Annotated in this window: 11 protein-coding genes; 5 read left to right on the top strand and 6 right to left on the bottom strand. The window is 46.4% G+C overall.

All coding sequences use genetic code 11. The annotated features are described in order from the left end of the window. A partial coding sequence (locus tag QUA23_RS20935) for a hypothetical protein (protein WP_333110500.1) occupies window positions 1-205 on the top strand: 205 nt, incomplete at its 5' end. 81 nt (window positions 206-286) lie between these two features. Here the strand turns inward: QUA23_RS20935 and QUA23_RS20930 are convergent. Beyond that, window positions 287-2,440 carry a polyribonucleotide nucleotidyltransferase gene (locus QUA23_RS20930; protein ID WP_333037503.1) on the bottom strand — a complete coding sequence of 718 codons (2,154 nt, stop codon included), beginning with the start codon at window positions 2,438-2,440 and terminating at the stop codon, window positions 287-289. A gap of 461 nt (window positions 2,441-2,901) precedes the next feature. Here QUA23_RS20930 and QUA23_RS20925 point away from each other — a divergent pair, with 461 nt between their 5' ends. Further along, a complete protein-coding gene (locus QUA23_RS20925) occupies window positions 2,902-6,315 on the top strand; it encodes a DEAD/DEAH box helicase (RefSeq protein ID WP_333077728.1) in 3,414 nt (1,137 codons plus the stop codon). 213 nt (window positions 6,316-6,528) lie between these two features. Then, window positions 6,529-7,356 carry an SWIM zinc finger family protein gene (locus QUA23_RS20920; RefSeq protein ID WP_333061164.1) on the top strand — a complete coding sequence of 276 codons (828 nt, stop codon included), beginning with the start codon at window positions 6,529-6,531 and terminating at the stop codon, window positions 7,354-7,356. Window positions 7,357-7,507: 151 nt separating this feature from the next. Here the strand turns inward: QUA23_RS20920 and QUA23_RS20915 are convergent, their stop codons facing one another. Then, window positions 7,508-8,146, bottom strand: coding sequence for an HAD-IA family hydrolase (locus tag QUA23_RS20915; RefSeq protein ID WP_333077727.1), 639 nt, complete (start codon window positions 8,144-8,146; stop codon window positions 7,508-7,510). Between the two features lie 247 nt (window positions 8,147-8,393). Then, window positions 8,394-9,359 carry a tRNA epoxyqueuosine(34) reductase QueG gene (queG, locus tag QUA23_RS20910; protein WP_333077726.1) on the bottom strand — a complete coding sequence of 322 codons (966 nt, stop codon included), beginning with the start codon at window positions 9,357-9,359 and terminating at the stop codon, window positions 8,394-8,396. Between the two features lie 279 nt (window positions 9,360-9,638). On the opposite strand from queG, the gene QUA23_RS20905 reads away from it, so the two are divergent. Continuing rightward, entirely contained in the window at window positions 9,639-10,601 is a 963-nt protein-coding gene (locus tag QUA23_RS20905; protein ID WP_333077725.1) for an orange carotenoid protein N-terminal domain-containing protein, read from the top strand. A gap of 347 nt (window positions 10,602-10,948) precedes the next feature. Then, complete coding sequence (locus QUA23_RS20900; RefSeq protein ID WP_333077724.1) at window positions 10,949-11,383, top strand: nuclear transport factor 2 family protein; 435 nt, start codon at window positions 10,949-10,951, stop codon at window positions 11,381-11,383. Between the two features lie 336 nt (window positions 11,384-11,719). Here the strand turns inward: QUA23_RS20900 and QUA23_RS20895 are convergent, their stop codons facing one another. From QUA23_RS20895 to rsmH, 3 genes are all read right to left on the bottom strand, one after another. Then, entirely contained in the window at window positions 11,720-12,142 is a 423-nt protein-coding gene (locus QUA23_RS20895) for an ATP-binding protein (RefSeq protein WP_006633914.1), read from the bottom strand. Window positions 12,143-12,638: 496 nt separating this feature from the next. Next, on the bottom strand, window positions 12,639-14,312 hold the full coding sequence (locus QUA23_RS20890; protein ID WP_333066376.1) for a SpoIIE family protein phosphatase: 1,674 nt from the start codon (window positions 14,310-14,312) through the stop codon (window positions 12,639-12,641). 568 nt (window positions 14,313-14,880) lie between these two features. Further along, the gene (rsmH, locus tag QUA23_RS20885; protein ID WP_333077723.1) at window positions 14,881-15,783 is read right to left on the bottom strand and encodes a 16S rRNA (cytosine(1402)-N(4))-methyltransferase RsmH; all 903 of its coding nucleotides are present in this window, start codon (window positions 15,781-15,783) and stop codon (window positions 14,881-14,883) included. Window positions 15,784-15,811 lie beyond the last annotated feature (28 nt).

Genomic DNA, 15,811 nt, shown 5'->3' with positions numbered 1-15,811 from the left:
TTATGTTGAGCGTGGGCGGGCAATAGCGCGCTCGAACTTTTTTGAGTTTTTTGGACTTATTCAGCAAGCCCTACTTATAGCAACCGCCGAGGGTAAAGTGCGCGACTGTATTAACTTCTACAGCCGATCGCACTTTTGTCGATCTGTCGCTGTCGCGCACCTACTCCCAAATCAATCTGAAACAATCAGATTTAATCTCAATTAGCAATTAACAATTACTAATCACCAGTTAGCAATTAGCAATTAGCAATTACTCTACAAGCAATTACCAATTACCAACCGTAAACTATTTATTCAGCGCTTCGCGGGCGGCTACCGCTTCGTCGGGATGAATATTCAAGCGGGTCAAATTAATTCGACCTTTATTGTCAATTTCTCGCACTTTGACAATCACTTCATCGTTCACAGCTAACTCGTCTTCCACTTTGCCAACGCGGTAGTCCGCTAACTGCGAAATGTGAATCATTCCTTCTTTTCCGGGCAAAATTTCCACAAAAGCGCCGATCGGAATAATTCGAGTTACGCGGCCGACATACACGTCTCCTGCATTCAACTTGCGCGTCATGCCTTGGACAATGTTGTAAGCCCGCTGAGCTTTTTCGCTGTCGTTGCCAGCAATTGTCACGGTTCCGTCGTCTTCGATGTCAATTTTGACACCGGTTTCTTCGGTGATGGCTTTGATCGTTTTGCCACCAGGCCCAATTACCAAACCAATAAATTCTGGATCGATTTTCAGGGTTAGCAAACGCGGTGCAAACGGCGACATTTCCTTGCGGGGAGTGTCGATGGTTGCCAGCATTCTTTCTAAAATGTGCAGTCTGGCCGGTTTGGCTTGGCGGATGGCGGTGGCTATCACATCTAAGGGCAAACCTTTGATTTTCATGTCCATCTGCAAAGCAGTAATCCCGGTGTCGGTACCGGCTACTTTGAAGTCCATGTCGCCTAAAAAGTCTTCAATTGCCTGAATGTCAGTCAAAATTCGGACTTCATCGCCTTCTTTAATTAAGCCCATTGCCGCGCCGCTGACGGGTTGGGAAAGGGGAACGCCTGCATCCATTAATGCTAGCGTTGAGGCGCAAACTGAACCCATTGAGGTGGAACCGTCGGAAGAAAGGATTTCTGAAACTACGCGAATCACGTAGGGGAAATCTTCTTTGGATGGCAAAACCGGCAGTAAAGCGCGTTCTGCGAGGGCTCCGTGACCGATTTCTCGGCGTCCGGGCGATCGCATCGGCTTGGTTTCTCCTACCGAAAACGGCGGGAAATTGTAGTGATGCAAGTAGCGTTTGTCTTGCTGCGGGTGCAAGTCGTCTCCTAAGTCTTGGGCGTCGCCTGGGGTTCCCAGGGTAGCTGCGGACAAGACTTGGGTTAACCCCCGATTAAACAACGCACAGCCGTGTACTCGCGACGGCAGCACGCCTACGCGACAAGAAACGGGTCGCACCTCGTCTAGCTTGCGACCGTCTACACGGATGCCATCTTCGAGGATCTGCTTCCGCATCATTTTTTTGGTAACGTCTTTGAAAACGTTGCCGATCGCCTTGCTGTTGGCAGTGGCGGCTACTTTTACCGGGTCCTCTTCCGGGAGTTCGGCGATCGCAGCTTCGACTTCATTTGCCTTAACTTCGTCCAATGCTGCATTCCGTATTGTTTTGTCTTTTTCAAATCTTGACAAAATGATGCGGATGGGTTCTTGGGCGCGATCGCGAATGAAGGTTTCCAGGGCCGAATCTTGCGATGGCCGTTCCTCTACCACCAAATCGATGCCCAATTCCGCCATAATTTCGCGCTGGGCTTGAATCAAGTCACAGGCTGCTTCATAGCCGAAGTCGATCGCCTCGATGATATCCTGTTCCGGCAATTGGTTGGCGCCGGCTTCCACCATGATTACTCCGTCAGGAGAACCAGCTACCACGAGATCCAACTCGCCTTCTTTGATTTCGCTGTAGGTGGGGTTGATGATGAAATCATCTCCTACCAAACCGACTCGCACCGCCGCCATCGGCCCGTAAAACGGCATTTTCGCCAGCAGTATCGCTACGGAAGCGCCAGTCACCGCCAAAACGTCCGGTGGCACTTGTTCGTCCATCGAAACCGTTGTGGCTACAACTTGGATGTCATCTCGCAGCCAGCTTGGAAATAGCGGGCGCAGCGGTCGATCGATCAAACGGCCAGTCAAAGTCACTTTTTCTGGGGGACGCCCTTCCCTTCGCAAAAATCCACCGGGAATTTTACCGCCAGCGTAGAGTCTCTCTTCGTAATCCACCAACAAGGGCAGGAAATCAATTCCTTCTCTCCCTTGCGATCGAGTCGCTGTCACCAAAACCGCCGTGTCACCCGACTGAATCAAAACTGCACCGCCTGCTTGAGGCGCTAGTAAACCAATCTTCAGTCTAATATCCCGTCCATCGAAGGATATTGACTTGTCTATCTCTACCATGTAGCACTGCTTCCTTATCTACCACATTCTTTCTCTGTCGGGATCGTAACATTACCACAGGATGTTTGAGAGTCCGACGCCAAAAGACAGGGATAATCGCCTCGCGATCGACTGTCTGTGTCTCGATTGTAAGTATTTATACTCGATAATTATTTTTTGCAGTCTGGGGTCGATTCTCTGGTCGATTCTCCGGTCGATCGCCCGCTAAACGCCTTCCATAGATGGTACGATGAATTTTCGTTTGGGAATTGGGACGTTGAAGGAAGAAGGAAGAGGGATTTAGTTATCTAGGACACGGAATAAGCCGTAAGGTGCTTATGGTACACCCTACATATACAGGTTTTACCTAATTCATGTCTGGCTCAAAATATCCTCGGTTTGTTTTAAATAAATTTTTCATAAATTCCATATAAATGTAGTAGTCAACATCACACTTAAATAAAAATATCAGGATTTTAAAAATGGCAATTTTACACGGCAGTTGGGTACTAGAGAATGAAAAAAGTGGCTTATTTATTTGGGGAGAAACTTGGCGAAAAATTGGAGCAATTGACACCATAGAATCGGGGATAAATCTACCGCATCCCTTAGCAATGACCGAAGCGGAATTTAAGAGTTTCCTAAATTCTTTGCAGCAGTCGGGAAAACTGGATTGGCAATTACCGGAAACCGCAGAAACTCCACCGGAAAAAAGCAAAAAAACTAGGCGATTGCCCAAAAATCAAAGCGCCGTAGACATTTCCGCACCCAACTCCTCAATTAAAAGCGAAATTCGGGCGATCGCACTTCCCACCCAAATCTCAGAATCGAACGCAAATCTGATGCCGCAGCACTCAGCAGCAGCACTTGAGGAACCGGCAAAAATCGAGGAAATTTACCTTTATCCCTGGCAAGTCGAGGGTTTTTGTCTCAACCCTCAAGCAGCTTTTGTGTTCTTGCAATCACTACCGCTTAACAGCACGGAACCAGACTCTTTTGTCGGCTCAGATTTGCGTTTTTGGTCTCATATTGCTAGGTGGAGTTTGGATTTGTTGGCAAGATGCAAATTTTTGCCTGGATTGGAGAAACAGTCCGACGGTTCTGCTATTGCCAAATGGCAACCGTTGTTAGATAGTTCTACAGATACACTCCGCCTCGCCACTTTTGTCAAGCAAATGCCGACGGCTTGCAGAACATATCAATCGAAGGAAGAGGGAAGTTCGGCAACGGATTCTGTAACGGATGTAACGGATGTCAGAAAGAAGGAAGAAGGAAGTTCGGCAACGGATTCTGTAACGGATGTAACGGATGTCAGGAAGAAGGAAGGAGGAAGAAGGAAGAAGGAAGAAGGAAGAGGGGAAAAGGCAGAAGAATCCAGTCAATTACCTTTAGCGGTGGATTTGCCGATGGGGGCGGAGGAATTGGTGTTAGGCTTTTTGAGTAGTATTGTAGATAGTCAAGTGCGATCGGCTGGTAGCTCTACTTTAGACATCAAAGCAGTTTCTCCTGTGCGCGACTGGCTGCAAGCTTTGCAGCAGGAATCTGGGATTGTGCAAGTAGAAACAGCAGCATTGGAAAACTTGGCAACCAAGCTGAGTGCTTGGACTGCACCGCTGCAAAACCAATTATCTCAACAAAGTCAATTTCGCACTTGCTTTCAACTCATACCACCAGCGCCCGGTAAAGCCAACTGGAATTTAAATTATTGCTTGCAAGCAGCAGATGAAACCGACTTTTTGGTGGATGCGACAACTGTTTGGAACAACTCAGTCGAGCGTTTGGCTTATGCGGGGCGGACAATAGAATTACCTCAAGAAACTTTGCTCAGCGGCTTGGGTTTAGCCTCGAAACTTTATCCGTTAATTGAACCGAGCTTGCAAGCACAGCGACCTCAATCTTGCCAATTAAATCCGCTGCAAGCTTACGAGTTTATTAAGTCTGTAGCTTGGCGGTTTGCTGATAGCGGGTTGGGCGTAGTTTTGCCGCCGAGTTTGACAAAGACAGATGGTTGGGCGAGTCGTTTGGGCTTGAGCATTCAAGCGGAAACTCCGAAAGTGACTCCGGCGAAAGGTGGGGTGGGATTGCAAAGTCTGCTAAATTTTAAGTGGGAATTGACGATCGGCGGACAGCGCATTTCTAAGGCAGAATTTGACAGATTGACCGCGTTGAATTCGCCTTTGGTGGAAATTAATGGCGAGTGGGTGGAGTTGCGCGCGCCAGATGTGAAAGCGGCTCAAACTTTTTTTGCCAGCCGCAAAGAGCAAATGACTCTTTCTTTGGAGGATGCTTTGCGTTTGGCGTCGGGCGATACTCAGATGATCGAAAAATTGCCTGTGGTGAATTTTGAGGCCACGGGTCAGCTTCAGGAGTTGTTAAATACTTTGAGCGATAATCAAGCGGTAAGTGCAATCGCAACTCCGGCTAGTTTCCGAGGACAATTGCGGCCTTATCAAGCCCTAGGAGCAGGCTGGTTAGCATTCTTAGAACGCTGGGGTTTGGGCGCTTGTCTCGCGGACGATATGGGATTAGGCAAGACCGTCGAGCTAATTGCTTTCCTCGTGCACTTACAGGAACAAGATTCTCTAGAAGCGCCAACATTACTGGTTTGCCCGACATCGGTATTGGGCAATTGGGAGCGGGAAGTCAAGAAATTTGGCCCGACGCTAAAGGTGTTAGTTCACCACGGAGACAAGCGCGCTAAAGGCAAAGCATTTGCGGCTGAAATTAAAGGAAAGGATTTAATAATTACCAGTTATGCCCTGGTGTTTCGCGATGCGAAGGAATTTCAAGGCATTAAATGGCAAGGATTGGTTTTAGATGAAGCGCAAAATATTAAAAATTCCGAGGCTAAGCAGTCGCAAGCGGTGCGACAAATCGAGGCATCTTTTAGAATTGCGCTGACGGGAACTCCAGTGGAAAATAGACTGCAAGAATTGTGGTCTATTTTGGAGTTTCTCAATCCTGGCTATTTGGGGCCGCGCAATTTCTTTCAGCGCCGATTTGCAATTCCGATCGAGAAATACGGAGATAGGGAATCATTGCAGACTTTGCGATCGCTCGTTCGGCCTTTCATCCTCCGCCGCTTGAAAACTGACAAAGAAATCATCCAAGATTTGCCCGAAAAACAGGAGATGACTGTATTTTGTGGGCTGGCTGCTCAACAGGCGGTGTTATATCAGAAAATAGTCGAAGAGTCAATAGCGGAATTAGAGTCAGCGGAAGGCATTCAGCGCCGGGGAATGATTCTGGCTTTGCTGGTAAAACTCAAGCAGCTTTGCAACCATCCTGCTCTTGTGAAAGCAGAAGCTAAGCCGAAAGAATTGGAGATTAAGAGTCAGGAATCGGGGAAATTGCAGCGGTTGGTGGAAATGTTAGAAGAGTTGATCGCTGAGGGCGATCGGGCTTTAATTTTTACTCAATTTGCCGAATGGGGAAAACTCCTAAAACCGCATCTAGAACAGCATTTAGGGCGAGAAGTTTTGTTCTTGTACGGAGGAATTCGGCAACAGCAGCGCGAAGAAATGATCGATCGCTTCCAGCACGACCCCCAAGGCCCGCCGATTATGATTTTATCTTTAAAAGCTGGCGGTACAGGTTTGAACTTAACCAGAGCAACCCACGTTTTCCACTATGACAGATGGTGGAATCCCGCAGTAGAAAATCAGGCAACTGACCGCGTATTTCGCATCGGTCAAACTCGCAACGTGCAAGTGCATAAATTTGTCTGCACTGGCACCTTAGAGGAGAAAATACACGATATGATCGAAAGTAAGAAAGCTCTAGCCGAACAAGTAGTCAGCGCCGGCGAAAACTGGCTCACCGAGCTAGATACAGACCAACTTCGCAATTTACTAATTCTCGATCGCAATGCTATTATAGAAAATGAAGAAGAATAATGTGCTTAATTTTCTTCGGTTTATAGTGAGGACTTTAGTTGTCAAAAATCAGAGTAATTACACACTCTGACCAAAGAAACCGGCTTTTCTACCAAAATTAAAAGTTATAGTCCAGTTTTTTACTAAAAGACTCGGTTTCTGACTCTACTAGATAACTAAAGCTTTCTTCCTTCTTCCTTCTTCCTTCTTCCTTCTTCCTTCTTCCTTCCGCTTATGATTGACAGAGAATGGTGGACCCAACAGTGGTTAGATTTAATCAATACCTACCGCTTCAAAAAGCGCTTAGAACGTGGCTGGCAGTATGCGCGCGAAGGTAAAGTTCTCAGCATTAAATTTCCCAATCAAGAAGTAATTGCCATAGTTCAAGGAACCGATCCCAAACCCTATCAAGTTTCTTTAGGACTTGATACCTTAAGCGATGAAGATTGGGATTATGTGATTGAAAATATGTCGCAAAGAGCAGTTTTTTCCGCTAAGCTCTTAGCAGGAGAAATGCCGCACAATATTGAAGATGTATTTGCAGCAGCAGGCAAAACGCTATTTCCGTTAAGTTTGTCAGATATTCGATCGCGCTGTAGCTGTCCTGACCCCAAAAACCCTTGCAAACACATCAGTGCAGTATACTACTTATTGGGCGATCGCTTCAGCGAAGACCCCTTCGTACTCTTTCAATTGCGGGGGAGAACCAAAGAGCAAATCTTGACAGCACTCCGCCAGAGACGAGGTACGCAAGGAGAGGAAAATTCCCAAATCAACTCCGGCGAAAATTCTCCCACTACGAATCCTAAATTGCCAAAGGTCGATCGCTTTTGGGAATACAACCAGCAGCTAGAATCATCTTTAGTAGTTATTGTACCGCCGCCCAGCAGCGAAACAGTATTAGATATCTTAGGCCCAATTCCCCTCGCAACCGACGGAAAAGGAACCGCTAGCAAATCCTCGCCCGCATCTGACGCACTCAAGCAGCATTTTAGCAAAATCTACCAAGCAGTTAGCCAGCAAGCAGTTTTAGCAGCACTGAAACGGGGCGAAGGAGATTAACATAATTTATTCGCAGACACGATAGTAGGGAATATAGCCGATCACAAATCAGGCTTTCATACCCGTTTTATCCTTTAGTCCCTCTCTGCTGGAACAAGAGTTTGTCTAGAATAGATTTCCACTGAGGAGTCTTACTTTTTGCAAATTCAGTTTACACTTCCCGCAAATTACTCATAATCTCTATCAATTCCTGGGGGCGTTTAATCAAAAAATCTGGATTGTGTGCAGCCAAAGCCTCCTGAGAATTAAAACCCCAAGCTACAGCCATTACCTTAATTCCTGTTTTTCTAGCAGCTTCTATATCTCTAATCTCATCTCCCACATAAACGACTTGTTTAGGATCTATCTGTTCTCTTTTTAACCAGCTATTAATAACTTTATGTTTACCAAAAGTTGAACCCGAGTAAATAAATGTGAAAGTATCTTGCAAACCATTTTTTTCCAGCGATGCCAAGACGTTTTCTCGGGAATTAGATGTGATAATGCCCAGTTGAAATTCTAGTTTTTTTAACTCCACTAAAACTTCTTTAATTTCCGGAAATAATTGAATGTTGGGAATTTCGCTGCGTAACTCTGCTTTCAACATTCTAATCAACAGTGGGAATTTGAAGATAGAAATGCCAGAATACTGAAGGAGTTGCCAAGAAGTTAAATTGCTCAGTTGAGCGATTTGCTCTTTGGTCGCAGACTTAAAGCCTAATTCTACTGACAAACGGTTGGTGATGCTCAGAAGAATATCGATTGTATCTGCTAAAGTACCGTCAAAATCAAAAATAATTACTTTGGTCATTGGACAATAGCAAATAAGTAACGGGGGAGCATACAATTTTAGATTTTAGATTTTAGATTTTAGCTGGGAATGACTTACTGTATAATGTATTGACTATTGGCGCTCCGTTTTAGATTTTAAATTTTAGATTTTAGATGGGGAATGACTTACTGCATAATATATTGACTATTGGCGCTCCGTAAATACCCTTGGGGTATTATCTATAGGGTAAGGTGCCCCCTAAGCACCCTGACGAACATCTCAACTTTTAAGGGTTAATTTGATTTGCTTTCGCATTTCGCCGCAGCATTTCTGGTTTTATGCGCCGCAGCGCCGAAGCTGTAAATCTGCGGTTCCATTCCTCGTCGGAAATGTCGGCTAATTCTGCAAGTGTCGGGGCTATGTTTTCAGGATAAGGCTCAAACTCTGGCACATCAGTTGGTTTAGCAAATCGCTGATTCCAAGGACAAACATCTTGACAAATATCGCAGCCTGCTACCCAACCTTGTAAATTAGATGCAATTTCGTCGGGCAATTTTTCGGCTCGATTCTCGATCGTGTGATAGGCTATACATCGATCGGCATTCACCACAAAAGGCTCAGTAATTGCCCCCGTCGGACACGCCTCAATGCAGCGAGTGCAAGTACCGCAATGTTCCGTATGGGGTGCATCGGGCGCTAACTCCAAATTAGTCAAGATTTCTCCCAAAAACACCCAAGAACCGTATTCGCGCGAAATTACATTACCATTTTTGGCAATCCAGCCAATCCCGGCACGTTGCGCCCACATTTTATCCTGAACCGGTCCGGTATCAGCATAATACCGCGCTTCAATTCCCTCGCCTTGCGATCGCACCCAATTTGCCAAAACCTTCAGTTTTTTGTGCAAAATTCTATGGTAATCCCGCCCCCAACCGTAGCGAGAGATTTTAGCATATTCGACCCCTGCCTCGACCCCCCCCTCACAAGGGGGATTTGAGGGGCGTTGGTGAGGTGTGTAGTAGTTGATGGCGACACATATTAATGACTGCACCTCTGGCATTATTAATCGAATATCCTGCCGTTTCGGGTTTGCCATCCACGCCATATCCGCCTGATAACCCTTGTCCAGCCAAGCTTGCAATCTTTGTTTTTCTAGATCGAAATCCGTGTCTTTTGAGGCGATCCCGACTTTGTGAAATCCCAACTCAAGGGCTTTTTGCTTCACCAAAATGCTGCTAATTGGCGCTTTCATTTGATACCAGGCAAATATTTACCTTTTGTATTGACTATTTTGATTTTATATGATATGCCAAGCAATTTTTAACGATCGGTTTCCTAAATAACCTAATTCGGCGCACAGTCTAGTGACGGCGATCGCAATTTACCAAACCATTGATCATAGTTTTATAACTCAGCTATATGTAATTTATATTTGCAAAAATTAACAAAACGTTACATGATGTTAATCAAGGGAGCTTGAGGTTTCCTAACTCAAGTACCTCACTAAGACCACAAATCCCACAGCATACACATGGCAGTTAGCATTCAATCCGCTCAATCTATCTTCTCAAACACCGAGATTGCTAGCGTTGTTCCGGCTACCACCGAAGCCTTCTACAAACTCAGCGTTGAAGACCAACTAGCCTTGCTCTGGTATGCCTACACCGAAATGGGTGTTTCCATCACCGCAGCAGCTCCGGGAGTAGCCAGCATGGCGCTTGTCGAAGGCATCCTCAGCGAAATCAAGCAAATGTCGCCTGCTGCTCAAAGCAAAACCATGTTTGACCTAGCCAGCAACGCCGACACAACGATTGGTCGGATTTACACTTCCTTGCGCGTCAACACCAAACTCGGTTTCTGGTACGAGTTGGGACAGTTGATGAAACAGGGCCTTGTCGCTCCGATCCCCGCTGGCTATCAAATGTCTCCCGAAGCCACCGCAGTTCTCGAAACCATCAAAAAACTGGATCCAGGCCAGCAAATTACCGTACTTCGGAATACCGTAGTTAACATGGGCTATGACCCTGCTTTTAACCAAGAGTACGGCAAACGCTCTGCCCCCCGCAGCACTCCCACCGCTCCAGAAGAGCGGGTAAAAACCAAAATTGAGGGTATTAGCGAGCAGACTGTGCTCAGCTACATCGACTACATGAACGCCTTCGACTTCACCCCAGCCGTCGGTTTATTTGCTGAAGAAGGTGCCCTGCAACCGCCTTTCCAAAAGCCGATCGTCGGTCGCGAAGCTATCCTCAACTATATGCGGGAAGAGTGCGTCGGACTGAAAATGATGCCGCAGCAAGGCGTATCGGAACCCGCAGAAGATGGCTACCGCCAAGTGAAAGTCACCGGCAAAGTCGAAACTCCCTGGTTCGGATCGAATGTGGGAATGAACATTGCATGGCGGTTTTTGCTCGATCCCCAAGGTCAAATTTTCTTTGTGGCGATCGACTTGTTGGCATCTCCTAAAGAATTGCTCAATTTGATCCGCAAATAGAATATTCTTGTTTGCTCTGTTAAACAGGCTTGCCCAGAAACCCAGATGCCATTAGGTGTCTGGGTTTATATCATTTTAGATTTGATATTTTAAATTTTAGATTCAAGAATTGAAGGATGGAAAATGACTTATTGTATCAGGGTTTACAGCTTGGCTACACTTGTATTTTTTGAAAGTAGGATGGATTTTGGTCGATCGCTCTGAAAGCTGCGTTCGACTCTCTGCGGTTCCCGATTCCTCCTTTTTTCGGAGAATTATTTTCCTACCCCTACTTATATCTTTTGAGGGATTTGCTGCGACAAAGAGAATGATTACAGTATACTCATTCATTTGAAATCACTTGTTTTATGACCGCCACAACTCGACCTATTTTAACTAACTCTATAAAGATTGCAGGCATCACAATGCCAGGGATACTGCAATATTTTGAAACTTTAAACGCGGGGGATTTTGAAGCGACGGCTAATTTATTGGCCGATGATGCGGTTCTGCACGCGCCGTTTGAAGATCCAATTATCGGCAGGATTGCGATCGGCACTTATCTAAAAAAAGAAGCGCGAGGAATGCAGCTAGAACCCCAAAAAGGTGTCAGCCAAATTTTAGAAGATGGCAAAGTAGAAGTTCAGGTCAGCGGCCGGGTGCAAACTTCCGCATTTGGTGTTAATGTCGGATGGCAGTTCTTGCTCAATTCTGACCAAAAAATCCTTTCTGTCACCGTCAAACTGTTAGCTTCTCCCCAAGAATTGCTAAGTCTGCGGTCACAGAAAAAATTTGATGCTTAATAAGCTGTTTCAGATTTAAATTGCCTATTTTGGTTTGACCTGTCGATCGCACGTAATAGTTAAAGTCGTGCGATCGACAGGTTAATCGGTTTTTTCTGGCAAAAATGAGGCAGACACCGGGTTTTATCCAAATCTTTGGTAAAGTGTCCCTCACGGTATAAAAAATCGGTTTCTTAGTTACTTGTGCGATCTGGACTGTACCCCTACAATCTTACAGTTTCTTAGAGAGGGACGCTACTGCACGAAAAACTGGCTGTCACCGCAGCGTGCGACAGACAGCCAAAGCGAGTCAAAAAGTGGATTGCCAATCATTAATGACTAATGACTAATGACTAATTAAGATTTTTCCGGCAAACTCGCTTCCAACTTTAGACAGTTGCGACCGTCTATTTGCAAAGTGTAGTCCACCCGATCCATAAGTCTACTCATAATCAGCCAGCCGTAGCCGCTTTCCTGTTTAGCTTCCGGCCTCGGAGGATTGTAAGTATCCATTTCGTAACCTTTACCGTAATCCCAAATTTCTAAACCAATATCCCTATTTTTTAAATTCAAGCGAATTAAAACGGGTAAATTGGGTTGATCTTTGTGAGCATGGCGGATCACGTTAGAATAGGCTTCTGCTAACACCAAGCGCAAACGATTCGACTGACGCGGCCAATCGACGTGCTCTCCTAGCTCTACTTCCAAACTGCTCAGCAACCAATTTTCAACAATTGTTAAAAACCGCAAGTCGCTTGGCACATGAAGCTCAGTATTCATAAAAAAATCCCGTAAGTTTGAAAACCCTGTGTCTTCACACCAGGTATGAAACACGACGCGCCGAATGGATTCGGCCTCAATACTTATCACTACTGGGGGGACACTAGCCTTTTCTGTTGAAAAATCAGGCATTGGTCATTCGGTAGAAGGCAGAAGTTAAGAGTATATTTGAAAACTTTAGTTATGGGTCTAAAGCCCATTAACAATAGATAATTATACCGAGACTGCAAGCAGCGAGGTATAAAAAATCTTTGTTTCAATCTCTGGCTTTTAAGCTTGGGTTTTTTCTGACCAATGCCTTCTACCTTAACCTTTTACAGGTGTTGAATCCCCCAGAAAAGCGATTCACGAAACTAGCTGCGCCATCGCCGGCTAGGTTTTTTACTGTTGACGATAATGCCGTCCTTTGCAGGACTACTCTGTGAGCCGTCAACCAGCAGCGCTTAAGTTTTTTCGGCTCTCACCCCCAACTATGGGTCGGGAGTCGCTGACAGATTCAAAGAACCTCCAAAGAGAGTATGGTTTGGTCGTCTTCCTGAACGGGATTGTCGGCTCGGATGTGAGCCAACAAATTGTCCAAGTTGAAGGAACCAGGCTCCTGAATCAACAGTTGCCAAAGCCCTTCTTGTTGTAGCATAGAACGGGTTGGTACACCCCCGGAGACCCCTTCAGTGGTGACGCTAGCTTCAGTAATCCCGTCACTCGTCAGCAGAAATACATCTCCTGACTTTAATTCGATCGCACCTGCTTTGCCTCTCCAAACTGGTAGTATCCCCAAGGGAATGCCACGAGCTTTCAGGAAATTAGGCTCGGCTGGCGTTTTACCGCTAGCGGCTTGAGCTTTCACTTCCGAGTGAGACCAAACAATCGGGTAAATGTGACCGGCATTAGCAAAGGCGAGGTGTCCCGTTGACGGAGTGTAACGAGCTACAACCATTGTAATAAAATGGTTGTTGCCGATCAGGTCGTCAGACATACTGCTATTCATGTTCTGCATAACTTGATCTGGCTCTGGAGAAACTTCTTGGGAAAGTTCCCGCCGCATCACCGAAATCGCGCTGGCCATAAATAGAGCAGCCGGAACTCCCTTACCCGAAACATCTCCCACCGCTATCCAAATATCCCCTTGGGAGTGGACGTAGACTTCAAAAAAGTCGCCACCAACTTCCCGCGCGGGATAACAGCAAGCTTGCACCCTAACAGTTTCAAAATCCGGCCAACTTTGGCGCAACAAGTTTGTTTGGATTTGGCGAGCCACTTCCAACTCGTTTTGCATCTGCTTGGCTAAATCCAGAGTGCGCTGGTAGAGCTTAGCTTGAGACAGGGCGAGAGCAGCTTGAGCTGCTACACCTTCTATTAACTCTATATCTTCTGCCGACCAAGGGTTAGTGCCGCCAATCTGGCACAAAGCCAGTACCGCCAGTAATTCTTGCTGGTAAGTCAGGGGCACGGCAATCTCAACCGATTTACCGTCCCCCCCGCTGTTTGGGTTCACTTGAGTTTGGCGGCTGGCTACTGCTTGAACCAATAAATTTTCATCAAAAGAAAAACTACTGGCATCGTCGGTTTGGGCTTGGTAGGGGAAGGTACTCGGCAATAGTCGATCGCTCTCTACCGGCCGCAGCATACAATAGTTGGCCTCAAAAGTTTGACCTACGGTTTGAACAATAGTTTGTACCATACTAGAGTAATCTAGCGACCCGCGAATGACGCTCATTACCTCATTGAACAGAGATTCCTTGCGTAAAGCGCGGCGCAATGCAACGCTGCGCTGCTTGTAGTATTTGTAAGTTTCTGAGGCTTGATTGATCACCAATTTGAGTTCTTCAGGATTCCACGGTTTGGTGATGTATTTGAAAACTTGACCTGAGTTGATGGCCTCAACCAAATCTTCAACATCGGTGTATCCCGTTAGCAGAATCCGAATCGTATCGGGAAATCGCTCGACTGTTTTCCCCAAAAACTCGGTGCCATTCATTTCTGGCATCCGCTGGTCAGATATAATCACCGCCATCTCGCCCTGTTCGTCTAGAACTTCCAGGGCGCTGAGGGCGCTATCTGCTTTGTAAACCTGAAAGTCGCGTCGAAACGTCCGGTACAATAAATCCAAGTTATCGGGTTCGTCATCGACTACCATCAGTTTCAGCTTGCTTCCATCTCCCCTACTCATCTTTCTTCCCCCTTGAAAACCCCCACCATAGCTGTATTCAGCAAGGTGGCGGGAGGAAAAGGGGGGCTGGATATATGCAACATATCAGTTACGTCAAGTTGAGTTAAAGAAACCCGTTTTACCTTAAGGTGAGCATTCCTTTCGCACCATCTGTTCGCACAACAGATGAGAGGCTTTCGATACTGTAACCCGCCTCGGTAGGCCGCTTCAATAGGGAAAATTTCCGAGTGAGCTTTCACGCTGTGATACGAGCAATGACCTTGTTAGCAGTCGGTACTTTTCTAAACACACCAGCATTCAAAACGGCTAATTAATGCTCTGATTGCAGAGTTCTTAACTAGCTGGGCACTGTCCTAGGTGTGAATTTTAACACTTACTACTAAGGCAGGTATTGCTACCTAAGTCTGGTCAACACTGGCTGTATTTCAAGCCCCACTGTACCCGGAGGGTTAGTGGTGGGTTGTTGCGCTATTCCCTACCTACACCTGTGCCCAATCGCACTTGATTGCTGCATGCAATTCTCCCTACTCTCTGAACTTTTTGCAGCAATCATATTACTACTGCTGAATCAAGTTATTCTTTCTGCCAGTCTGAGCTTAGCAGAACGAGAGCGGGGATTTCTAGCGACTTCTTCGGATTGTGGCCCGATCGGCTTTTTTGTCAGTACCTGCAAACTGGGTGTTCCTCTGAGTTGGTGCTTGACTGGTCGGTCTTCCAGACTGTGAAATGTAATGATTCCGATTCTCCCACCTGGTTTTAACCACCTTGGCGCTTGGTTGAGGAAAGTTTCTAAAGAAGCGAGCTCGGAGTTGACAGCTATCCTTAAAGCTTGGAAAGTACGGGTGGCAGGATGGATTCTGCCGTTGCGCTGCTTGGGAGGGAAGCTGGAGGCGATCGCCCCTGCAAGTTCTGTTGTAGTTTGAAAAGGGCGCCCTTGCACAATCCGCCTCGCGATGCGCCGCGACAGTCGTTCCTCGCCGTACTTGTAAATAATATCTGCTAGTTTAACTTCTTCCCAGTGGTTGATAATCTCTTCTGCCGTCAAAGATTGCTGCTGGTTCATACGCATATCTAGTTGAGCTGGGTGGCGAAAACTAAATCCTCGTTCCGGTGTATCGAACTGAGCAGAGCTGACGCCCAAGTCTGCTATGATACCATCAAATTCGGCCTCTGGGGACTGATATTCAGCAAAGTTGCCGTGCCAAAACTCAACGGGCGAGTTGGCAAATTTGGCTTGGCAAAAACGGATGGCTTGTTCATCGCGGTCGATCGCCACCACTGTAACATCTGGCGCCGCCGCTAAAATCAAACTCGTGTGTCCGCCACCCCCAAGCGTCGCGTCCAAATAGTGTCCCCCTGGACGCACAGCCAAACCCGCAATTAATTCTTGACCCAAAACTGGAACGTGATAGGTGTCAATTCTGACATCAGATCCAGGGGTATGCTTCTCACAGAGCTCGATATCCTTCATAATCTATAACAGCGAAACAAAAATCAAC

Origin of the sequence: Microcoleus sp. Pol1C5, from assembly GCF_036701115.1 — a bacterium.
In the GTDB taxonomy this organism is placed as follows: domain Bacteria; phylum Cyanobacteriota; class Cyanobacteriia; order Cyanobacteriales; family Microcoleaceae; genus Microcoleus.
The sequence above is the reverse complement of the archived record's forward strand: the minus strand, read 5'-3'. Positions and strand labels throughout refer to the sequence as shown.

What these genes read in the sequence shown, in the direction of transcription:
- QUA23_RS20930 (WP_333037503.1), bottom strand. Translation starts at nt 2,440, where the DNA reads ATGGTAGAGATAGACAAGTCAATATCCTTCGATGGACGGGATATTAGA.
- QUA23_RS20925 (WP_333077728.1), top strand. Translation starts at nt 2,902, where the DNA reads ATGGCAATTTTACACGGCAGTTGGGTACTAGAGAATGAAAAAAGTGGC.
- QUA23_RS20920 (WP_333061164.1), top strand. Translation starts at nt 6,529, where the DNA reads ATGATTGACAGAGAATGGTGGACCCAACAGTGGTTAGATTTAATCAAT.
- QUA23_RS20915 (WP_333077727.1), bottom strand. Translation starts at nt 8,146, where the DNA reads ATGACCAAAGTAATTATTTTTGATTTTGACGGTACTTTAGCAGATACA.
- queG (WP_333077726.1), bottom strand. Translation starts at nt 9,359, where the DNA reads ATGAAAGCGCCAATTAGCAGCATTTTGGTGAAGCAAAAAGCCCTTGAG.
- QUA23_RS20905 (WP_333077725.1), top strand. Translation starts at nt 9,639, where the DNA reads ATGGCAGTTAGCATTCAATCCGCTCAATCTATCTTCTCAAACACCGAG.
- QUA23_RS20900 (WP_333077724.1), top strand. Translation starts at nt 10,949, where the DNA reads ATGACCGCCACAACTCGACCTATTTTAACTAACTCTATAAAGATTGCA.
- QUA23_RS20895 (WP_006633914.1), bottom strand. Translation starts at nt 12,142, where the DNA reads ATGAATACTGAGCTTCATGTGCCAAGCGACTTGCGGTTTTTAACAATT.
- QUA23_RS20890 (WP_333066376.1), bottom strand. Translation starts at nt 14,312, where the DNA reads ATGAGTAGGGGAGATGGAAGCAAGCTGAAACTGATGGTAGTCGATGAC.
- rsmH (WP_333077723.1), bottom strand. Translation starts at nt 15,783, where the DNA reads ATGAAGGATATCGAGCTCTGTGAGAAGCATACCCCTGGATCTGATGTC.